At 74.4% G+C, this 20,787-nt stretch carries 15 protein-coding genes; 9 read left to right on the top strand and 6 right to left on the bottom strand.

The window, feature by feature from the left end:
- Positions 1 to 175: 175 nt before the first annotated feature.
- The 8 genes from ACIQFX_RS11870 (at position 176) to ACIQFX_RS11835 (ending at position 9,520) form a co-directional block, all read left to right on the top strand.
- The gene (locus tag ACIQFX_RS11870; RefSeq protein ID WP_402461590.1) at positions 176 to 1,798 is read left to right on the top strand and encodes a dynamin family protein; all 1,623 of its coding nucleotides are present in this window, start codon (positions 176 to 178) and stop codon (positions 1,796 to 1,798) included.
- A 10-nt stretch (positions 1,799 to 1,808) separates the two neighbouring features.
- A complete protein-coding gene (locus tag ACIQFX_RS11865) occupies positions 1,809 to 3,656 on the top strand; it encodes a GTP-binding protein (RefSeq protein WP_402461587.1) in 1,848 nt (615 codons plus the stop codon).
- A 306-nt stretch (positions 3,657 to 3,962) separates the two neighbouring features.
- Positions 3,963 to 4,469 carry a single-stranded DNA-binding protein gene (locus tag ACIQFX_RS11860; RefSeq protein ID WP_402461258.1) on the top strand — a complete coding sequence of 169 codons (507 nt, stop codon included), beginning with the start codon at positions 3,963 to 3,965 and terminating at the stop codon, positions 4,467 to 4,469.
- A 223-nt stretch (positions 4,470 to 4,692) separates the two neighbouring features.
- Positions 4,693 to 6,123, top strand: a complete 1,431-nt coding sequence (locus ACIQFX_RS11855; RefSeq protein ID WP_402461256.1) for a Cys-Gln thioester bond-forming surface protein — start codon at positions 4,693 to 4,695, stop codon at positions 6,121 to 6,123.
- A 253-nt stretch (positions 6,124 to 6,376) separates the two neighbouring features.
- Entirely contained in the window at positions 6,377 to 8,041 is a 1,665-nt protein-coding gene (ettA, locus tag ACIQFX_RS11850; protein WP_402461254.1) for an energy-dependent translational throttle protein EttA, read from the top strand.
- A gap of 5 nt (positions 8,042 to 8,046) precedes the next feature.
- Positions 8,047 to 8,472, top strand: coding sequence for an acyl-CoA thioesterase (locus tag ACIQFX_RS11845; RefSeq protein ID WP_402461253.1), 426 nt, complete (start codon positions 8,047 to 8,049; stop codon positions 8,470 to 8,472).
- The gene (locus ACIQFX_RS11840; protein ID WP_402461252.1) at positions 8,469 to 9,134 is read left to right on the top strand and encodes a hypothetical protein; all 666 of its coding nucleotides are present in this window, start codon (positions 8,469 to 8,471) and stop codon (positions 9,132 to 9,134) included. The genes ACIQFX_RS11845 and ACIQFX_RS11840 overlap by 4 nt, the downstream gene beginning before the upstream one ends.
- Positions 9,131 to 9,520 (top strand): GNAT family N-acetyltransferase, encoded by a 390-nt coding sequence (locus ACIQFX_RS11835; protein WP_402461250.1) that lies wholly within the window; start codon positions 9,131 to 9,133, stop codon positions 9,518 to 9,520. The genes ACIQFX_RS11840 and ACIQFX_RS11835 overlap by 4 nt, the downstream gene beginning before the upstream one ends.
- Positions 9,521 to 9,661: 141 nt before the next feature.
- Here ACIQFX_RS11835 and ACIQFX_RS11830 read toward each other — a convergent pair whose 3' ends face one another.
- The 5 genes from ACIQFX_RS11830 to ACIQFX_RS11810 form a co-directional block, all read right to left on the bottom strand.
- Positions 9,662 to 10,252: a hypothetical protein gene (locus tag ACIQFX_RS11830; RefSeq protein WP_402461248.1), complete on the bottom strand. Its 591-nt coding sequence runs from the start codon at positions 10,250 to 10,252 to the stop codon at positions 9,662 to 9,664.
- Between the two features lie 152 nt (positions 10,253 to 10,404).
- The gene (locus ACIQFX_RS11825; protein WP_402461246.1) at positions 10,405 to 11,388 is read right to left on the bottom strand and encodes an ABC transporter ATP-binding protein; all 984 of its coding nucleotides are present in this window, start codon (positions 11,386 to 11,388) and stop codon (positions 10,405 to 10,407) included.
- Positions 11,385 to 14,189, bottom strand: coding sequence for an FtsX-like permease family protein (locus tag ACIQFX_RS11820; protein ID WP_402461584.1), 2,805 nt, complete (start codon positions 14,187 to 14,189; stop codon positions 11,385 to 11,387). Before ACIQFX_RS11820 ends, ACIQFX_RS11825 begins: the two co-directional genes overlap by 4 nt.
- 113 nt (positions 14,190 to 14,302) lie before the next feature.
- Positions 14,303 to 17,671: an FtsX-like permease family protein gene (locus tag ACIQFX_RS11815; protein WP_402461243.1), complete on the bottom strand. Its 3,369-nt coding sequence runs from the start codon at positions 17,669 to 17,671 to the stop codon at positions 14,303 to 14,305.
- A gap of 230 nt (positions 17,672 to 17,901) precedes the next feature.
- Positions 17,902 to 18,306 carry a globin gene (locus ACIQFX_RS11810; protein ID WP_402461241.1) on the bottom strand — a complete coding sequence of 135 codons (405 nt, stop codon included), beginning with the start codon at positions 18,304 to 18,306 and terminating at the stop codon, positions 17,902 to 17,904.
- Between the two features lie 98 nt (positions 18,307 to 18,404).
- On the opposite strand from ACIQFX_RS11810, the gene ACIQFX_RS11805 reads away from it, so the two are divergent.
- Entirely contained in the window at positions 18,405 to 19,358 is a 954-nt protein-coding gene (locus ACIQFX_RS11805) for a methyltransferase domain-containing protein (protein WP_402461239.1), read from the top strand.
- Positions 19,359 to 19,366: 8 nt separating this feature from the next.
- Here ACIQFX_RS11805 and ACIQFX_RS11800 read toward each other — a convergent pair whose 3' ends face one another.
- Positions 19,367 to 20,761 carry an FHA domain-containing protein gene (locus ACIQFX_RS11800; RefSeq protein WP_402461237.1) on the bottom strand — a complete coding sequence of 465 codons (1,395 nt, stop codon included), beginning with the start codon at positions 20,759 to 20,761 and terminating at the stop codon, positions 19,367 to 19,369.
- Positions 20,762 to 20,787: the final 26 nt, after the last annotated feature.

Here is a 20,787-nt window from a genome sequence, read left to right as displayed (position 1 = left end):
CGGAACGATAATCGCAGGCAGGTGCGATTCGCGCAGCGCTTTTGACGTCGCTCGGGGCGGGTGTTGTGCACTCGTTATGCCGTGGCTTCCGCTTGTGACCCCTTTCTTCGGCGCGCAGGGCCGCAATAGGCTTCAAAAACACTCATAAATTGGGCATTCTTCGCATGTGGTGACCTTGGACGAACGGCCTCAGCTGATCGACGCACTCTCCGCCCTGCGCGACCGTGTCGCCGCCGTGCGTCTTCCCCTCCCTCTGCCGGACACGCCGCGTGCCCGGCAGACGAGGACGGAACTGCTGGCCCAGCTGGACGACTACCTGGTGCCACGGTTGAAGGACCCCGACGCGCCGCTGCTCGCGGTGGTGGGGGGCTCCACGGGGGCGGGGAAGTCGACACTGGTCAACTCCCTTGTCGGGCGGCGTGTCAGCGAGGCGGGGGTGCTGAGGCCGACGACCAGGACGCCGGTGCTCGTGTGCCATCCCGAGGACCACCACTGGTTCGCGGGGATGCGGGTGCTTCCGCAGCTCACCCGGGTCTGGCTGCCGCAGACCGACGAGGACCACCCGGCGGAGGAGCACCCTCCCGAGGAGAACGCGCTCCGGGTCGAGACCGCCGCCACGCTGCCCCGGGGCCTCGCCCTGCTCGACGCGCCCGACATCGATTCCCTGGTCGTGGAGAACCGGCTGCTCGCCGCGGAGTTGATCTGCGCAGCCGACATCTGGGTGATGGTCACGACGGCCTCGCGGTACGCCGACGCCGTGCCCTGGCATCTGCTGCGTACCGCGAAGGAGTACGACGCCACCCTCGTCACCGTCCTCGACCGCGTCCCGCACCAGGTCATCGGGGAGGTCTCCCGGCAGTTCGAGGCGCTGCTCGACAAGGCGGGGCTCGGCGAGGTGCCGCGCTTCACCGTCCCGGAGCTGCCCGAGTCGACGGGCGGCGGCAGCGGTCTGCTGCCCGACAGCGCCGTCGCCGCCCTGCGCGGCTGGCTCGCCCACCGCGCCCAGGACCCGGCGGCCCGACAGCAGGCCGCCGACCGGACCGCCTCCGGCATCATCGACTCCCTCGACACCCGCCTCCCCGAACTGGCCGGCGCGGTGGCCGCCCAGTACGCCGCGGCGGTCCGCCTCGGCGGCGTCGTCCAGACCGCGTACGGGGAGCAGGCCAAGCGGGTGCGGCAGCAGTTGGGGCGCGGCGCCGTCCTCGCGGGCGACGCCCGGACGCGCTGGCGCGGCTATCCGCGCGACAGCACCGCCGAGGAGCTCCTCGACGCCCTCGCCGAGTCCCTCGCCGCCCTCCTGCACTGCGCGGTCTCGGCCGCCGAGGAGCGCGTACGGGACACCTGGCGCCGCGAGCCCGCCTCGGAGCCCCTCGCCCCGCACCGGACCGGCGGGGGCGACCGGGAGGCGGGGGAGCGGATCGGCGTGGAGGTGCGGCGCTGGCGCCGCGTACTCGAAGAACTGGCCGAGGAGGAGGTGCACGACGTCGAGCGCCCCTCCGGTTCGCGCGCGGCCCGCACCGCCGTGCCCGAGGCCGACACCGTCGCCGCCCTCCTGGCCGCCTCGCTCCTCGGCGGCCGGCGCACCCGGTCCGCCGGCGAGCGCCTCGCCGAACTCCTCGGCGCCCAGGCCGCCCTGCGGCTGCGCGACAAGGGCGGTGAGCTGGTCCTCTCGTACGTCGACCGCGTCCTGCACGCCGAGCGCGACCGGCGCCTCGCCCCCCTCGAATCGCTCGACGTGACCCCCGAGCCGCAGGCGGAGCTGATCGCCGCGCTCTCCGTACTGCAGAAGGAGAAGTGACGTGGTGGACGTGACGGCCGACGGCCGGAGGCGCAGGCGGGACCGGGGCGGGGCGGGCGGCCGGGGCCGGGAGAGCTGGGACGACGGGCTGATCGCGCGGCGCGCGAGCGAACGGGCCACCGCCAAGGACGTACTCCCCGGGGCGGACGTCCGGGGGCCCGGCGACGGCGGGGAGGAGGACACGCTGCCGCCCCTCGGCGGGAGTTACGGCGGTCCCCTCCGCACCCGCCTCGACGCCCTCCACGAGCTCGTCGGACTCTCCCGCGCCCGTGTCGAGGGCGAGGCCCTCGCCGAGGCCGGGCGGGTGCTCGACGAGGCCGCGGCCCGGCAGCGGCTCTCCTCCCGGCACACCGTGATCGCCATCGCCGGCGCGACCGGCAGCGGCAAGTCGACGCTCTTCAACGCCCTCGCCGGCGTCCCCGTCTCCGAGACCGGCCTGCGCCGCCCCACCACGTCCGCGCCCATCGCGCTCAGCTGGTCCGAGGGCGCGGCGGGGCTGCTCGACCGGCTCGCCGTGCCCAGCCGGCTGCGCCGCAAGCCCCTCGCGGGCGGCGCCGCCGACACCGAACTCCAGGGGCTCGTCCTCATCGACCTGCCCGACCACGACTCGGCGGTCACCGCCCACCGCGACCAGGTCGACCGGGCCCTCGGGCTGGTCGACGCCGTCATCTGGGTCGTCGACCCCGAGAAGTACGCGGACGCCGCCCTCCACGAGCGCTACCTGCGGCCGTACGCCGGGCACGCCGAGGTCACCTTCGTCGTCCTCAACCAGATCGACCGGCTCGGCACCGAGGCCGCCGACCTCGTCCTCGACGACCTCCGCCGACTCCTCGACGAGGACGGCGTGGCCCTCGGCGAGCACGGCGAACCCGGCGCCACCGTCCTCCCCGTCTCCGCCCTCACCGGCGAGGGCGTACCCGAACTGCGCGAACTCGTCGCCCGGTTCGTCCAGGAACGCACCGCCCCCGAACGCCGGCTCGCCGCCGACGTCGACGCGGCCGCGGCCCGGCTGCGCCCGGCGTACGTCGCCGACGGACGGTCCGGCCTCGACGAACGGGCCCGGGACGCCTTCACGGACCGGCTCGCCGTCGCCGTCGGCGCCCAGGCCGCGGGCGAGGCCGCCGAGCGGGTCTGGCGCCGGGGCGCCATCCGCGCCTGCGGCACGCCCTGGCTGCGGCTCTACCGCCGGTACGAGCGGATGCGCGCGCACGGCTTCACCGACCCCAACCCCGCCTCCCCGGTCGAGGAGGAGATGACGGCGCGCCAGCGCGTCGAGCAGGCCGTGCGGATCGTCGCCGACGAGGCCTCGCGGGGACTGCCCGTCCCCTGGGCGCAGGCCGTGCGCGAGGCCGCGGAGCGCGGCGCGGACGGGCTGCCGGAGGCCCTGGACGAACTGACGGTCACCATCGGCGACCCGGCCGCCCGGCCGCCGCGCCCCGCCTGGTGGCCCGCGGCCGTCCTCGCCCAGGTCGTGATGACGCTCCTGCAGGTCTTCGGCGCGCTCTGGCTGATCGGGCAGATCATCGGCGTCGTCCCGCCCGGCCTCCTGCCGCCGGTCCTCGTGATGCTCGGCGGCATCATCGGCGGCCCGCTCGTCGAATGGGCCTGCGAGGGCGCCGTGAAGGGCCCGGCGCGCCGGTACGGGCAGGAGGCCGAGCGCCGCCTGCGCGAGGCGGCCGCCGCCTGCGGCCGGGCCCGCGTGCTCGACCCCGTGGCCGCGGAACTGGTGCGCTACCGCGAGGTGCGCGAGCAGTACGCCACCGTGGTGGGCACCCGCCCGTCGGCCCGGATCGTCGGCGGAGCCCGCCCCGGGACGGCCCGGCTGGGTGCGACGCGCACGGGCGTACGGGGACGGTAGCGCGGGTCCCGCCCCCTTCCGCTTTGCCTGGTGTCCCCCTTCCGGGCGGGGGAGTTGTCCCCATAAGCCCGGTCGTCCACAGGCCCCGGCGGGGTTTCCCGTGACGCTCCACCATGGTGCCGACACGACAGGACGGGACGGCCGCGGAACGGCAGCCGGCCAACGGCAGTCGGCCAACGGCGGCCGGCGAACAGCGGCCGGGCAACGGCGGACGACCCGGGACGTGACGGGTAACGGGCAACGAACCCGGGGCAACGGACAACGGGTCCGGGCCGCAGGCCGCAACGGGAAACAAGGGGGCAGGACATGAACGACACGACCGTGACGCTCGTCGGCAACGTGGCGACGGCGGTGGAGTACCGGGACACGGCTGCGGGCGGGGTGGCCAGGTTCCGCTTCGCGGTGACCGCGCGCCGCTGGGACCGCGAGCAGGGCACCTGGTCCGACGGGCCCACCAGTTTCTACACGGTCTCGGCCTGGCGCTCGCTCGGCGCCAACCTCGCAGCCTCCGTGTCGGTCGGCGAACCGCTGGTGGTCCACGGCCGCCTGAAGGTGCGTGAGGACGAGCGCGACGGACAGCGCAAGACCTTCGTGGACGTCGCGGCGCTCGCCGTGGGGCACGATCTCAGCCGCGGGACCGCGGCCTTCCGCCGCGCGGCCCGACCGGACCCCGAACTCCGCCCCGACGGAGGGCCTCGGCCGCTGGTCGGAACGGCTCAGGGGGAGCCGCCCGGTGCGGCGCCAGGGGTGGACCGGGACCCGTGGGAAGTGGCCGGGGAGGAGGCGACGACGCTTCTGGTAACCGCCTCCTGACCATGCGTCGTGGGGATTTGTCGACCAACTCGCCTGGTGGATAACGATTCCGAGACGGAATGGTTATCGGACCGTATGGCCGGGCACCGGGGGGTTCCGCGTCCCTAGGATTCCCGGGTACTCATGTGGCACGTGAGCCCATCGAGTCTGTGAGTCTGCTGGCGTGCGCTCCCCCCACGTGAATCGACCAAGTTCGCGGAGCTGCCGCCCGGAGGGGAATCCAATGTTTTCAGTTCGTGGGCGGGGCACTGTTCGCCGCCTTGCCGCTGCCACCCTGGTCTCGGGCCTCGTCGCCACCGGCGCGATAGCCGTCGCGGGACCGGCTGCGGCCGATGAGGTTCCGGGTGCGAGCGGTGGCGCCACCGCCACGCTCGGCCAGCTGAAGATCGCCGACACGGTGACCTACGTCAGGAAGGTCAACGGCCAGGACGTGGTCCGGGAGGTGGGCGCCGGCCTCTTCGAGATGAAGGTCGAGAACGGCGGCAAGCTCCAGACCTACTGCATCGACTTCTGGACCGGCGCGCACGAGAACTTCAAGTACAAGGAGGTCGGCTGGGACCAGTCGTCGCTCCACAACAACGCCGACGCGGGCAAGATCCTCTGGATCCTGGAGAACTCCTACCCGAAGGTCTCGGTCACCGGGCTCGCGGAGAAGACCGGGGTCGAGGGTCTGACCGAGGAGACCGCCGCCGCCGCCACGCAGGCCGCGATCTGGCACTTCTCCGACAAGATCGACGCCACCCCGAAGGACGCGCAGGGCAAGAAGCTCACCGCGTACCTGCTGGAGAAGGCCACGAAGGTGGAGGAGCCCGAGGCCTCCCTCAGCCTCTCCCCGTCCTCCGTCTCGGGCAAGGCCGGTGACCGGATCGGCCCGATCAAGGTCGGCACCAACGCCTCCTCGGCCGTCCTCTCGATGGTCGCGGGCGCCCCGGCGGGCGTCAGCCTCGTCGACAAGACCGGCAAGGCCGTCACCACGGCCAAGGACGGCGACGAGGTCTACGTCAACGTTCCGGCCGGCACCACCGACGGCACCGCCGAGGTCAAGGCCGAGGCCACCACCAAGGTCCCGCTCGGCCGCGCCTTCGTCAGCGCCGAGGACCCGAGCCAGACCATGATCCTGGCCGACTCCAGCGACTCCACGATCGCCGCCAACGCCGGCGTCTCCTGGGCCAAGAAGGGTGCCGTCCCGGCCGTCACGGTCGCCAAGGACTGCGCCAAGGGCGGCCTGGAGGTCATCGCCTCCAACGCGGGCGACGAGGCCTGGACCTTCGACCTGAAGGGCACCTCGTACACGGTCGCCGCCGGTGAGAAGAAGACCATCGCGGTCCCGCTCGCCGAGGACGAGGCCTACAACTTCACGATCACCGGCCCGAACGGCTTCAAGGAGACCTTCGAGGGCGTCCTGGACTGCAAGACGGCCACCCCCGGCCCGCAGCCCTCCGAGACCCCCTCCACCTCCCCCTCGGTCGAGCCCTCCCCGTCCACCCCCGGCACCACGGGTGACACCACCGCCGGCACCACCGGTGGCGGCGACCTCGCCGAGACCGGCAGCTCCAACGCCACCCCGATGATCGCCGGCATCGCCGCCGCGCTCGTCGTCGTCGGCGGCGGCGCCGTCTTCTTCCTCCGCAAGAAGAAGACCGCCGGTCAGTAAGTACCACCCACGGGTACCGGGCCCCGCGCCCGGTACCCCCACGGGGTGATCCACGTCACACGTGCCCGCCTCGTACTCCCGCCCGACCCCGGACCGCACCCGCGTCCGGGGTCGTCGCACGTCACACCCCTGTTTTCCACCCCGCACGCCCCCCTCCGATCCCCCGCTCCACCCGAACCGGTTTCCGCCGGAGGCTGGCGGTCAGGCAAGATGGGGTGTATCTGCCCACTCACTCTTTGCCGGACGGTTTCTCTTGGCTGAGTACATCTACACGATGCGCAAGGCGCGCAAGGCGCACGGCGACAAGGTCATCCTCGATGACGTGACGCTGAGCTTCCTGCCGGGCGCGAAGATCGGTGTGGTCGGCCCGAACGGTGCCGGTAAGTCCACCGTTCTGAAGATCATGGCGGGCCTGGAGCAGCCGTCGAACGGTGACGCGTTCCTGTCGCCCGGGTTCTCCGTCGGCATCCTGATGCAGGAGCCGAAGCTCGACGAGACGAAGACCGTCCTGGAGAACGTCCAGATGGGCGCCGCCGAGATCATGGGGAAGCTGAAGCGCTTCAACGAGGTCGCGGAGCTCATGGCGACCGACTACTCGGACGCGCTCATGGACGAGATGGGCAAGCTCCAGGAGGACCTGGACCACGCCAACGCCTGGGACCTCGACACCCAGCTGGAGCAGGCCATGGACGCCCTGGGCTGCCCGCCCGGCGACTGGCCGGTCAACAACCTCTCCGGTGGCGAGAAGCGCCGCGTCGCGCTCTGCGCGCTCCTCCTGGAGGCCCCCGACCTGCTGCTCCTCGACGAGCCCACCAACCACCTCGACGCCGAGTCGGTGAACTGGCTGGAGCAGCACCTCGCGCAGTACAAGGGCACCGTCGTGGCCATCACCCACGACCGGTACTTCCTCGACAACGTCGCCGAGTGGATCCTGGAGCTCGACCGCGGCCGCGCCCACCCCTACGAGGGCAACTACTCCACCTACCTGACCAAGAAGTCCGAGCGACTCAAGGTCGAGGGCCAGAAGGACGCCAAGCGCGCCAAGCGGCTCAAGGAAGAGCTCGAGTGGGTCCGGTCCAACGCCAAGGGCCGTCAGGCCAAGTCGAAGGCCCGTCTCGCCCGCTACGAGGAGATGGCGGCCGAGGCCGACAAGATGCGGAAGCTGGACTTCGAGGAGATCCAGATCCCGCCGGGCCCGCGCCTGGGCTCCATCGTCGTCGAGGTCGAGAACCTCTCGAAGGCCTTCGGCGACAAGGTCCTCATCGACGACCTGTCCTTCACCCTGCCCCGCAACGGCATCGTCGGCGTCATCGGCCCGAACGGCGCCGGCAAGACCACGCTCTTCAAGATGCTCCAGGGTCTGGAGACCCCGGACTCCGGCTCGGTCAAGGTCGGCGAGACCGTCAAGATCTCGTACGTCGACCAGAGCCGCGCCAACATCGACCCGAAGAAGACGCTGTGGGCCGTCGTCTCCGACGAGCTCGACTACATCAACGTCGGCCACGTCGAGATGCCCTCCCGCGCGTACGTCTCCGCGTTCGGCTTCAAGGGCCCGGACCAGCAGAAGCCGGCCGGCGTGCTCTCCGGCGGTGAGCGCAACCGCCTGAACCTCGCGCTCACCCTCAAGCAGGGCGGCAACCTGCTGCTCCTCGACGAGCCGACCAACGACCTCGACGTCGAGACCCTGTCCTCGCTGGAGAACGCGCTCCTGGAGTTCCCGGGTGCGGCCGTGGTCATCTCCCACGACCGCTGGTTCCTGGACCGGGTCGCCACGCACATCCTCGCGTACGAGGGCGAGTCGAAGTGGTTCTGGTTCGAGGGCAACTTCGAGTCGTACGAGAAGAACAAGATCGAGCGCCTCGGCGCGGACGCCGCCCGTCCGCACCGGGCCACGTACAAGAAGCTGACCCGAGGCTGAGGTCCGTGACGAGGCACATCTACAGCTGTCCCCTGCGCTGGTCGGACATGGACGCCTTCGGGCACGTCAACAACGTCGTCTTCCTGCGGTACCTGGAAGAGGCGCGGATCGACTTCATGTTCCGGCTGGCGCCGGGGGACGGTTCCCCCTCGTTCTCCGGCGGGTCCGTCGTGGCCCGGCACGAGATCGACTACGTGCGGCCGCTGGTCCACCGGCACGAGCCGGTGACCATCGAGTCGTGGGTCACGAAGATAGGCGCCGCGTCGCTGACGATCGCCTACGAGATCAAGGACCCGGACGTGACCTACGTCCGCGCGTCCACGATCGTCGTGCCCTTCGACCTGGAGGCGCAGCGCCCGCGGCGGATCACCTCCGAGGAGCGGAGCTTCCTGGAGGAGTTCGTGGACGACGGGATGTCCGCCGCCGCATGACCGTCCTCGCACCGCTCCACTTCGCCGACGCCAGGGAGGCGGCGGCCCTCGCCGCCTTCCTGACCCGGCTGGTCCACTACGACCGGGCCGCCGCCGTCCGCCTCCAGGCGGGCGGCGGGGCGCTGGCCGTCTTCGGGCGGCCGGCGTCCTTCGAGGTACTGGCGATCCGCACGGCCCGCCTCGTCGACGCCGTGGACCTCGACGTCACCGTCTCCGCCGGCGAGCTCCTCGAAGGCATCGAGGAGTCGGCCGGCAAGGCGGTCGTCCCGGACTCGGTGACCGGACCGCCCTGGGCGGGCGTCCTGCCGCCGCGCTCGGGCTGGCGGCCCGTCGAAGGCCTGCCGGACGCCGCCGCGATGCGGGGCGCGGTCGCCGCCGCGATCGCCGAATTCCGCGCCCGCGACGAGGAGTTGCCCGAGGAGCGCCGGACCAGGGCGGAGCGCGACCGCATCGGTCACGACATCTGGTCCCGCACCCTCGGCACCACCGGACTGCCCCTGCGCGCCGTGCACGCCGCCCAGTCGCTGGGCTTCCTGCCCCCGGCGGAGCAGGAGGGCGCCGTCGCGCTCCTCGCCTCCGGCCCGTGGCTGCGGCTCCGTACCCCGTACGGCTCGATCGCGCTGCGCACCGCCTCCATGTCCCTGACCGTCGCACCCCGGTGACCGACCTGCGGGTCGACGGCCCCCTCACCGGAGACGAGCTCAACACGCTCTTCCACGCCGCCTGGCCCGGGCACCGGGACACCGACTTCGGTCCCGTCCTCGCCCGCAGCATGCTCCGGGTCACCGCTCGCAGTGCCGGGCGGCTCGTCGGGTACGTGAACGTCGTCGGCGACGGAGGCGTGCACGCCTTCCTGCTGGACACCACCGTCCACCCCGACGCGCGCGGGCAGGGCCTCGGCGTCGCCCTCGTACGCGCCGCCGCCGCGGCCGCCCGGGAGCGCGGCGCGCACTGGCTGCACGTGGACTACGAGCCCCACCTGGCCGTGTTCCACGAGCGCTGCGGCTTCCGACCCACGGCCGCCGGACTCATCGACCTGAAGGCCTGAAGGCCTGAAGGCCTGAAGGCCTGAAGGCCTGACGACCTGACGGCTTCAGGGCGGCCTGACTCCGCCCGAAGCCCGCGCGCCCGAAGCCCGAAGCCCGAAGCCCGAAGCCCGCGCGCCCGAAGCCGCGTCGCCCCGCGCCCGTCACTCCTCGCCGCGCCCTTCCCGGGAGATCGCGACCGCGGACAGTGCCGCCGACAGTGCGAGCAGGGACGCGGGGACGACGGGGGAGCCGTGGGCCTTGTTCTGCCGTTCCAGGACGGGGTCCATCCGGTGGGCGGGGTCGTAGGCGATGCGGACCGCGGTGCCGGAGGAGCCGATGCGTTCCTCGGCCGAGAAGTCGGTGGGGTAGCCGCCGGCGCAGTCCAGGGTGTGGTGGTAGAGGGTCCTGGCCTCGGGTGCGCCCTCGCCGAAGGTCGGGTGGTGGGTCACCTTGACCTCGCCCAGCACCACGCAGTCGGCGACCGCGCCGCGGACGGCGGAGTCCCGGGCCTCCACCCAGACCGCCGTGAGGCCCGCGAGCATGAGGACGGCGGCGGCGATGCTGCCGCCCTCGCGGAAGAGCGCGTTGTGCGCCAGGAGCGCGGCCGCGGTGAGCGCGAGTCCGCCCGCGACCCCCAGCGCGGTGGGCAGCCCGTGCGGGCTGCGCAGGCTCCGGTCCGCCCACGTCCACAGGAGCGTTCCGGCGAGCGCGGGCACGAGCAGCGCCCCGGCGTACGGCAGGGCCTTCCCCATGGGTCCCCCCCCCGGGAGTGACGTCGACCGGTCCCCGTCGGGAGTGACGTGGACGTCGACTGCTGCGGTCAGGTCCGTGGGCGGGGACGCCGGTTCGGCGGTACGCGGTTGCGCGGGCCCTTGAAGGCCGGCCCTCGGACCCCCGGCCCGGCTCAGTGCTCCGCGTCGTCCGGCCAGACCCCGATGTGGTCCTGTTCGAGTTCGAGGGCGACGCGGTGCTCCATGCCCAGGGCCTGGGTGTACTCGGCGGGGAGCTGGAGGCGGCCGGCGCGGTCGAGCATGGCGTACTCGCGTGCGACGAGGGACTCCTGGCCGAGTTCGTCGACCTCGGTGCGGCGGAGCACCTCGGAGGAGGTGCGGCCGTCGCGGATGGCGACGGTGCGGCGGACCTCGGAGGCGACGGCCTGGTCGTGGGTGACGATGACGATCGTCGTGCCGAGCTCCTCGTTGGCGCGGCGGAAGGCCGCGAAGACCTGCTCGCCGGTGGCGGAGTCCAGCTCGCCCGTCGGCTCGTCGGCGAGGAGCACGGCCGGGTTGTTGGCCAGGGCGACCGCGATGGCCACCCGCTGCTGCTGGCCGCCGGAGAGCTGGTGCGGCCGCCGGTCGCGGATCTCGGAGATGCCGAGCATGGCGAGCAGTTCCTCGGCGCGCTCGGCCTTCTGCCGGGAGCGGCCCCGCAACTGCATCGGCAGGGTCACGTTCTGGGCGGCCGTCAGGTAGGGGAGGAGGTTGCGGGCGGTCTGCTGCCAGACGAAGCCGACGACCTCGCGGCGGTAGCGGAGGCGCGCCTTGCCGTCCATGGCGAGCAGGTCGCAGCCGGCGACGCGGGCCGCGCCGGCGGTCGGCACGTCCAGGCCCGCGAGGATGTTCATCAGGGTCGACTTGCCGGAGCCGGAGGCGCCGACCAGGGCCATCAGCTCGCCCTCCTTCACGAGGAGGTCGAGTCCCTGGAGCGCCTGCACCTCGACGCCGTCCGTGGTGAAGATCCGGACGAGGCGGTCGCAGGCGATGAGCGCGTCGTGGCCGTACGAGGGCCGGTCGCGCCGCGCCGTGGCCCGCCGCTCCAGCTCTTCGAGGGTGGTGTCCGAACCGGTGTCGGTCAGCGTCGTCCCGTTCGGGGTCCCGGTCTTGGTCATCGTGCGTCTCCTGCCCTGAGTTCCTTGATCGAGCCCCTGCGCCCCGCCCACCAGGCCTGTCCCGCCGCCGCGAGCCCCGTGAGGAGGACGACGGCGACGGCGGGCAGCACCAGTGACCACGGGTCCGCCCGGAGCGGGGCGCTGTCCAGTCGGGCGAGTCCCGGCGCCGTCGCGAGCGCCAGCCGGAACAGGTCGATGCCGGGGGCGAGCAGCGGAACCGTCGCCCAGCCGACCAGCGTGCCGCCGATCGCCGCGAGGACCGCCTGCGGCAGCGCTTCGAGGCCGAGCAGCCGCCGGCCCTGCTTGCGGGTGAGGCCCATCGTCCGGAGGCGGGCGAGGAGCTTGGTCCGTTCCGGCGCGCTCTGCATGAGGGAGAGCAGCACGGCGACCATCGCGTACCCGGCGCCCGCGCCGATCGCGCCCAGGTAGATGCCCTCGGCGCCGGACTGGAGCGGCGAGTCCACGTAGGCGGCGCGCTCCTCGCCGCGCGTCGTCACGAGGAAGTCGCCGGACCCGGACGAGTCCGTCACGGCGGTGCGCAGCGCGGTGGCGTTCGGCGACCCGGTGACGAGCAGGGCGGTGGGCACCCGGCGGGTGAGGTCGGCGGCGTTGACGAGGAGGAAGTCGGCGTCGGGGAGGGCCGGGGTGGTGGACCGGACCGCGACCACCTTCACCCGGAAGACGCCGGCCGCCGACACGATCTCCAGCGGCTTCTCGCCGAACCGTTCGGCGACCGAGGGCGAGGCGATCGCGGGCAGCACCCGGTCGGTGTCCGCGACCGAGCCCGGGCCGCCCCGCCCGGTCGAGGCGAGCAGCCCGGCGGCGAACGGACCGAAGCCGGTCCGCTGCGCGAGCCGGGTGTACGAGCCGGGTTCGACGCCCACGAGCGGCGCGGTCATCGGCAGCGCGGAGACGCCCTCGAGGGACGGCAGCGACACCCCGTACTCGACCTGCACGGGGGCCAGGTCCCGTACCCCCGCCGTACCGCGTACCTTCTCGGTGAGCTCCGCCGGGACCGGTGTCCACTCGACCGAGCCCTCGATCCGGGCGTCCGCGCCGACGGCGAGGAGCGCGGACCTGTCGCGGGCGTCGGCGACACCGGCGAGGACGGAGCCGCCGAAGGCCGCCGTGGCCAGCGCGAGGACCAGCGCGAGCAGCGGGAGCGTGCCCGTCGAGGACGAGCGTCCGGCGCGGGCCAGCGCCAGCGGTCCGACGGCCCCGCGCATCCGGCGGGCCGGGCGGGCCGCCCACCGCAGCGGCAGTGGGTAGATCCGTACGAGCAGCATGGCCGCGATCAGGCCGACGAGCACCGGGGCGGCGCTCACCAGGTGGTCCCCGTCGGCGGTGCCGCGCAGCCGCAGCGAGGCGACGGCGCCGACGGTCAGTACGAGCACGGTGAGTTCGAGGACCGTGCGGCGCCGGGAGGGACGGGCGGTGAGCAGGTCGTCCCGGCCGCCGTGCAGCCGCGGGACGCGGTGGACGACGACGGCCCGCAGGGGCAGCACGAGCATCGCGATCAGGGCGACGGCCGCGGTGGCGAGGAGGGAGGGCGCGAGCGGGATGCCGCCCGATCCGCCGTCCGGGCCGCGGACCGTCGTCACCGCGAGGCCGAGGGCGAGGGCGGCGGCCGGTACGGCGACCCCCGTGGTCTCGCCGAGCAGGCGCAGGCCGATGCCGGTGAGCGAGGCGCCGCGGGAGCGGATCAGTGCCAGCTCGCTGTCCCGGCGGGCGACGAAGAGACCGCCGGTCATGGCGAGGACGACCGCCGCGACGGCGCCGATGCCGAAGACGGCGACGGCGACGACCGGGTTGATCGCGTCGCGCATCGAGCGGTACGAGCCGACGATCGTGTCGAGTTCGGTGCTGAAGGCGCCGGTGGGTCCGATGACCCGGCGGATCTTCACCAGCTCGGGTCCGCCGTCGACCGAGTCGAGCACGGTGGCGAGCCGGTCGGTGTCGCGGGTGGTGAGGTGGTCGGCCTCCGGCATGAACCGGAAGAAGACCTCCGGGTCGCCGAGGGTGGCGAGCAGGGCGGGCGCCGACTCGGGGGCGACCAGCAGTGCCGCCTGCCAGTAGTACTTGATCTCGTCGCCGACGAGCGTGGCGAGGGCGGGGGCGCGCACGAGCGGCTCGACGGCCCAGTACGCGCTTTCCGGGTCGCGCGGCTCGACGATCCCGGTGATGGTCACGGCGATCGGCTCGGCGCTGACCCGGCCCGGCACGTGCACGACGGAACCGGGCTTCAGACGGAGGGACTCGGCGGTCTTCGCCGACACCACCGCCTCGGGGTGGCGTGCCGTTCCGGCGGCGGCCCGGCCCTGCCGCAGCGTGGTGTGGCCGGCCAGGTCGGACGGGGAGGAGAGGAGGAACTCGGGGGAGATCCCGTCGGGCCGGGGCAGCCACGGGTCGAGGCCCTTGACCCGGGTGACCGTACGGACACCGTGGACGGTCTGCCGCGGGTCGACGCGCAGCGGCTCGGGGATCAGGGTGAGCACCTGGTCGTGCTGCCTGCGGAGCACGTCGGGGGCCAGGTTCTTCTCGCGCTCGGCCTGACGGAGCTCCAGGCCGGGCGCCTCGGAGGTCAGTTGGAGGACGCTGTTGCGGGCCGCGGCGGTTCGGATGTCGTGCCGCAGGCCCTCCGTCTCGTACGTGTCCACGGCGCGCGGCAGCGCCGCCGCGAGGTATGCGGTGACGAACACGAGCAGGGCGAGCGACACGGCGGCCCAGGGCGCGGTCCGCAGCCGGGTCCGCACCCAGGGCGCCACGGCGCGGGCGGGCTTGTCGGACCGGGACGGGGACATGTCGGGGGCCTTCCTGCGTGCGGCGGGGGTGTCGGTGGCTCCGGGGGCGGGGTCGGCGGGTCCGGTGGGGGACCCGGGCGTCCCGCCGTTCACGGCGTCGTCCGCGGCGGGCATCAGTGGTCTCCCTGGTGGCGCAGGGTCACGACGGGATCGGTGCGGCGCAGGGCGATGGCGGCGACGATGGCCAGCGGGAGGGTGGCGACGCCGGCGAGGAGCAGGGCCACCTGGCCGAGGGGCAGTTCGACGAGGACCTCGGGGACGGGGCGGGCGGCCTGGCCGGTGAGGACGACGAGCGGGACGACGGCCCGGGCGAGGACGGTGCCGAGCCCGATGCCGACGAGCAGGCCGATGCCGATGAGGATGCCCTGTTCGGCGGCGATGAGCCGGGCGAGTCGGCGGCGCGGGGTGCCGAGCGCCTGGAGGACGCCGAACTCGGCGGACCGTTCCCGCATCGCGCCGGCCGAGCCGACGGCGAAGCCGACCGCGGCGAGTGCGGCGGCGGCGGCCGCGACCGCCATCAGGGCGGCGTTGGGGCCGGCGCCGAGCGGGTCGCCGAGGAGGTCGCCGGCGGCCTCGTCGCGTACGAGGACCTGGGCGGGGTCCGCGTTGGGGCGGGCGCGCAGGGCCGTGGCGACCTCGTCCGCGCGGCCGGGTGCGACGGTGAACCACCACTCGGTGGGCGGCAGGGTCGAGCTCTGCTCGGGGTCGGCGGCGAGGTAGCGGTTGGCCGACGCCAGGTCGAAGAGGATCGCGCCGCCGTCCTCGGGGGTGGCGACGGGCGTGGTGGCGGACACGGCCCGGGCGCCGGGTCCGGTGGTCGGGAGCTCCTTGACCACGCGGGTGACGGAGACCTCGAGCTGCCGGCCGTCGACGGAGACCTCCATCGGGTCGCCGGGCTCGGCGCCGGTCGCCTGCATGAAGGCCTCGGTGGCCACGGCGGGCAGGTGCTCGGGCGCCGGAGCCCTGGGCGCGTCCATCCGCAGGGTGTACTCCTCCGGCTCCCAGTGGCTGTCGTCGGGGACGCCGCCGGTGACGACGAACGAGACGGTGTACGGCGCGGGGCGCCCGTCGGGGCCCGCGGGACCGGCGGTGCCGCGGGCGGCACCGCCGCCGCCCGGGTCGCCGTTCTCGGTCTGTTCGACGGTGTGCGCCCAGGAGGCCAGGACCCGCCCCGGGGAGTGCGCCTGCTCGGTGCCGTCCGGCCGGGCGGTGGCGAAGCGTTCGACGTGGACGGACTGCGTGTGGGTGGCGCCGTCGACGATCTGGCCTTCGGTCTCCAGGCCGGTGAGGGTGAGCAGACCGCCGGAGCCGCGGCTCCCGTCGGTGCCGGGACCCGCGGTCATGGCGCTGAGGTCGACGGTCAGCCGGTGGGTGCGGCCGTCGTACGGCAGCGTTCCCAGCAGCTGCGTGTACGGGATGCCGTTCGGGTCCTCGAAGACGGCCGTGACCTTGCTCTCGGGCGTACCGCCCGGTGCGGTGCCGCGCAGGTCGACGGCGAGGGTTCGGGTACCCGCGGGCAGCCGGAGCCCGGGCCGGTCGACGGCCTTCGGCACGAGCGGGGCGAGGAGGGAGGAGGCCGGGGTGCCGGTGAGGTCGGCGCGGAGCAGCATGCTGCCGGCGGCGTTGCGGGTGTCCATGGCCAGGACGGTCGCGGTCTTCCCGGCGACGTCCGTGTCGGCGCGGTACACCGGGGCCACGGCCGTCACGCCCGGCACGGTGGCCAGCCGCTCGGTCTCCGTCGGTTCGCCGGGCCCGGCGCCGAGGACGCGGACGGCCGCCCCGGTGCGGAAGTCGGCCTGGTCGCGCTGCGAGCGCTCCCACGAGCCGCTCTGCCCGATGGCCAGCATGCCCATCGCCACGGCGAGGACGAGGAGGAGGACGGGGCCGGCGCCGCGCAGCGGCCGGCGGCTGAACTGCCAGCCGGCGAGGGCGGCGGAGAGGCCGCGGCCGCCCGCCGCGCGCCGCTCGGCCAGTTTGGCGGCGGGCGGCAGCAGGCGCAGGGTCAGGACGGTGCCGGCGAGCAGGGCGAGCGCGGGCGCGGTGACGAGCACGGGGTCGATGGAGCCGCCGCCGTCCTCGTCCGCGCCGAGGGTGCCGCCCGCGGCGCCGGGCCGCTGCAACTGCCAGTAGGCGACGGCCGCGACGGCGAGGAGGGCGACGTCGGCGCCGGCCCGCACGGGGGCGGGCAGCGACGCCGAGCGGGCCTTGCGCAGCGAGACGCCGGAGCCGTCGCCGGCGGCGAGCGCGGGGGCGACGACGGCCGCCGCGCAGAGCAGGGCCACGGCGGCGGCGACCAGCCACACCTGGAGCGAGGGCGTGGTGTCGAGCCGGACGCCGAGCGAGGAGAGGGCGGACCGGTCGGCGAAGAGCCGGGTCAGCGGTCCGGACAGGAGGGGCGCGGCGACGGCCGCCGGCAGTGCGAGCAGCAGCGCCTCGATGCCGGCGAGCCCGGCGATGCGGCGCCGCGAACCGCCGCGGGCCCGCAGCAGCGCCGTCTCCCCGGAGCGCTCGGTGCTGAGCAGCCGGGCGACGAGCAGCAGGGCGTAGGCGGCGAGCAGCACCAGTTGTACGGCGACGATCAGCAGGGTGGAGCGGGAGACGAGCAGGGCGCGCTGGGTCTGCTCCAGGGAGGTCGGCAGCGCGGTGGACGCGGCGACCGTCGTCCCGAACGCGTCGGTGTTCTCGGCGAGGGCCTGCGGGCCGGCGGTCGCCGAGGCCCGCAGGGCGTCGATCCGGTCGGTGGTGAAGCCGGTGAAGTCGGCGGAGCCGAGCCAGGAGGTGGTGCCGGTGCTCAGCACCCCGGCGCCGAGCACGGCCGGGTCGACGAGCAGCGGCCCGTACGTGGTGAACGCGACGGTCCGCACGCCGCGTCCGCCCGCCGGGTCGAGCTGCCAGTACAGGTCGGCGGTGTCGACGGGCCGGTAGACGCCGGTGATCCGGGTCTTCACCGGCCGCTTCTCGTCGAGCCGGTCACCGAGGTCGAGGACGGTGCCGGGCTCCACCCGCAGCCGTCGGGCGGCCTCTTCGGGCAGCGCCGTCTCGACCACGCCCGCGGTCCGGGTCGCCGAGGGCCAGGCGCCCTTGACGAGGGTGAGCCGCGAGCGGTCGAGGGCGGCGAAGTGCGTCAGGTCGGGGTCGCCCTCGCGGGCGGCGGCGGGCTGGAGGTTCCGCGGCAGCGCGTACGGTCCCGAGCGCTCCAGGCGCCGTACGGTGACCGGCAGTCCGTCGAAGGTGCGCCGCACGCCGTCGGCCACGGCGGCCTCGGCGCTCGCCCGTTTCGCCTCGGTGATCTGGCCGGTGACGAGCAGCGACGCGGCCGCCGCCGACCGGCCCCGCAGGCCGGCCTGGAGCGCCGCGTCCCCGATGGCGCCGGAGAACGCCGCGAGCGTGGCCAGCACCGAGGTGGTCAGGAGCACCGCGAGGAGCGCCGCGGACAGCAGTAGCCGGTGCGCCCTGACGCGCAGAAATACGAACCCCGTCACCCGTCCCCCTGGCCACCCTGATCACGGCACGCACGTCGAACGCTCGACGAACGCCCCCGGAACTTCTTTCGGATGCTTTCAGAGTGCACGGGCTGCTGGAAACCGCTTGCAGACCGACCTTGACGCGATTGTGACCGTTATTTGGGGCACACTCTCCGGAATGTGTCCGTCCATGCCGGGGCGGGGTGTGAGCGGGGCTTGCCGCGGCTACGGGGCGGGGTGAGGGAGCGTCAGTCCGCGGTGTTCACCATCGACGCGGCGGCGTAGGTCAGGTACTTCCAGAGCTCCGCCTCGTGGGCGGGGGAGAGGCCGAGCGTGTCCACGGCGTCGCGCATGTGGCGGAGCCAGGCGTCGTGGGCGGCGCGGTCGACGGTGAACGGGGCGTGGCGCATCCGGAGGCGGGGGTGGCCGCGGTGGTCGCTGTAGGTGCGCGGGCCGCCCCAGTACTGGATCAGGAAGAGGGCGAGCCGCTCCTCGGCGGGGCCGAGGTCCTCCTCGGGGTACATCGGGCGCAGCAGCGGGTCCCCGGCGACGCCCTCGTAGAAGCGGTGGACCAGACGGCGGAAGGTCTCCTCGCCGCCGACCTGCTCGTAGAAGGTCTGCTCCTGCACTGTTTCCCCGGGAATCTCGTTCACCGTTCCATCGTCTCAGATGACCCGACGGAGGACCGGAGGTCTAGGACCGCACCCCGGGAGCGCTCGCCGGGCCCGCCCCGCGGCGGGAGAGTGGAGGCATGGGTGAGCCGTGGGACGAGTTCGCCGGGGCCGGCGCGCGGGCGCGACGGGCGCTCGTACGCGAGGTGGAGGCGGAGGGAGAGCTGGCCGATCCGGCCTGGCGCGCCGCCTTCGACGAGGTCCCGCGCCATCTGTTCGTTCCCTACTACTACGTCGCGGGGTCGGGCGGCTACGAGCGGCTCTGGTCCGGCGACCCCGACGCAGAGCGCCGGGAGCGCTGGCTGCGCGGGGCGTACGGGGACACGGCGATCGCCACCCGGGTCCGGGACGGCGAGCTGGTCTCCTCGGCCAGCCAGCCGTCGCTGATGGCGCTGATGCTCCGGGCCCTGGACGTGCGCGACGGGGACGACGTCCTGGAGATCGGCGCCGGCACCGGCTACCACGCCGCCCTGCTCTGCCACCGGCTCGGCGACGCGCACGTCACCACGGTCGACCTGGACGAGGAGATCGCCGAGTCCGCCAGGACCCACCTCGCCGCCGCCGGGTACCGGCCGGCCGTCGTCACAGCCGACGGCGCCCGCGGCTGCCCGGAGCACGCCCCCTACGACCGGATCGTCGCGACCTGCGCGGTGCCCTCGGTGCCGTACCCCTGGCTCGCGCAGGGCCGACCGGACGCCCTGGTCCTCGCCCCGCTCTCCACCGGCCTCGTCCTGCTGCGGGTGCGCGACGCCACCCACGCGGAGGGCCGGTTCCTGGCGACCTCGGCGTACTTCGTGGCGCTCCGGGGCCTCGCCGCCCGCGTCCCGCGCCGCGGACCGGCCGGGGACGAGGGCTTCCGCTTCCTCTGGGGGCTGGCCGGCGAGGTCCTGGACAGGCGCGAAGCGCTCTCGCTCTGGCTGCGCGAGCGGCGGCCGGAGCGGGAGCGCTTCGGGGTGACGGTCAGCGGCGACCGGCAGTGGGCCTGGTTGGACGACCCCGCGGGGCCGTACGCCTGGCCCCTGCCCGAGGCCTGAGGCCGGGGCTATCCCAGCCGGATCGTGATCGTCGTCCAGGCGCCGACGTGCACGCGGTCGCCGTCCTGGAGCTGGACCGGGACGTACGGCTGGATCGGTTCCTCGCCGCCGTTGATCGTGGTGCCGTTGGTGGAGTTCTGGTCCACCACCGCCCACGAGCCGTCCGGCTGCTGCACGAGCACGGCGTGCTGGTGCGAGACGCCCGGGTCCTCCGGCGGCACCGACAGGTCGATGTCGGGGGACTCGCCGGTGGAGTGCCGGCGGCGGCCGATGGAGACCTGGTTGCCCTGGAGCGGCAGGTGCTTGTCCGGCGAGAACGCGGGCAGGTTGAGGCCCGAGGCCTCGGGCCCGCTGCGGTGCATCATCGCCATGAAGTACTCGCGGTCGGGACCGATGACCGCGGTCCAGGTCAGCGGCTGCCGCGGCGGCTGGAACTGCTGCGGAGGCCCCTGGGGCGCCTGGTGCTGAGGCGGTCCCTGGTGCGGGGGAGGCCCCTGGTGCTGAGGGGGCTGCGGCGGCTGCTGCACCGGCGGCTGCGGGGCGTGCGGCTGCGAGGGCGGGGACAGGACCCAGTCGTCGTCGGCGCGCGGCTGCGGCGGCGCGGGGGGCGCCGGGGCCTGGAGGTACGCGGGCGGGGCCGGCGGCTGCTGCGTCCCCGGCTGCTGCACCGGCGGGCGCTGCGGAGGTGCCTGGTGGTGCGTGGGCTCGGCGCCCAGCGGCTCGGCCGGCCGGTTCACCTGCGAGGGCCGCGACCCCTGGTAGCCGAACGGGTCGGGCTGCTGCGCCGGCGGCTGCTGGTGCTGCGGCGGCGCGGGCGGCGGGGACTGGAAGCCCGGCGGCAGGTTGAGGCCGGGCGGCGGCCCGGGCTGCTGCGCCGGCGGGTTGTGCGGGGCCAGCGGCGTGTACGAGGTCGCCGTGTTCGTGAGGAAGTTCCAGCGGCACTCCTCGCAGAACGGCGCCATGTGCTCGCGCGGCGTACGGCACTGCGGGCAGAGCTCCGCCTGGGCCGTCGCGTTCGGATCGCCCCCGTGGCCGAAGCCGCCGGGAGCCGGGGGGGCCGAGGGCGCGCCGGGACCGAAGCCGCCGGGGCCGTCGAAGCCGCCGCGCGGACCGGGGCCGTCGAAGCCGCGGCGCGGACCGGGGTCGTCGAAGCCGCCCGGAGCACCGTGCGCACCGGGGTCGTCGAAAGCGCCCGGAGCACGGGGGCCGTCGAAGCCGCCCGGCGTGCCCGGCGGCGGGCCCGCCGGGGCCTGGCCGGGGCCGGGGTATCCGTACGCGGGGGGCGGCGGCGGGGGAGGCGGCGGTACGGCACCCGCAGGCGCGCCCGCCCCGGCCATGCGGTGGCCGCAGACCTCGCACCAGTCGTCGGAGACCGACTGGTGTCCGTTCGGGCAGGTCGGCATGTCGGTGCTTCCCCCTCTCGTCGTCC

It is taken from the genome of Streptomyces sp. NPDC093089 (assembly GCF_044754405.1).
GTDB lineage: Bacteria > Actinomycetota > Actinomycetes > Streptomycetales > Streptomycetaceae > Streptomyces.
The sequence above is the reverse complement of the archived record's forward strand: the minus strand, read 5'-3'. Positions and strand labels throughout refer to the sequence as shown.

Bases quoted from the DNA above. Each gene is read 5' to 3' on its own strand.
- ACIQFX_RS11830 (WP_402461248.1), bottom strand. From the start codon at position 10,252: ATGGGGAAGGCCCTGCCGTACGCCGGGGCGCTGCTCGTGCCCGCGCTC.
- ACIQFX_RS11800 (WP_402461237.1), bottom strand. From the start codon at position 20,761: ATGCCGACCTGCCCGAACGGACACCAGTCGGTCTCCGACGACTGGTGC.
- ACIQFX_RS11820 (WP_402461584.1), bottom strand. From the start codon at position 14,189: ATGTCCCCGTCCCGGTCCGACAAGCCCGCCCGCGCCGTGGCGCCCTGG.
- ACIQFX_RS11840 (WP_402461252.1), top strand. From the start codon at position 8,469: ATGACCGTCCTCGCACCGCTCCACTTCGCCGACGCCAGGGAGGCGGCG.
- ACIQFX_RS11860 (WP_402461258.1), top strand. From the start codon at position 3,963: ATGAACGACACGACCGTGACGCTCGTCGGCAACGTGGCGACGGCGGTG.
- ACIQFX_RS11855 (WP_402461256.1), top strand. From the start codon at position 4,693: ATGTTTTCAGTTCGTGGGCGGGGCACTGTTCGCCGCCTTGCCGCTGCC.
- ACIQFX_RS11805 (WP_402461239.1), top strand. From the start codon at position 18,405: ATGGGTGAGCCGTGGGACGAGTTCGCCGGGGCCGGCGCGCGGGCGCGA.
- ACIQFX_RS11825 (WP_402461246.1), bottom strand. From the start codon at position 11,388: ATGACCAAGACCGGGACCCCGAACGGGACGACGCTGACCGACACCGGT.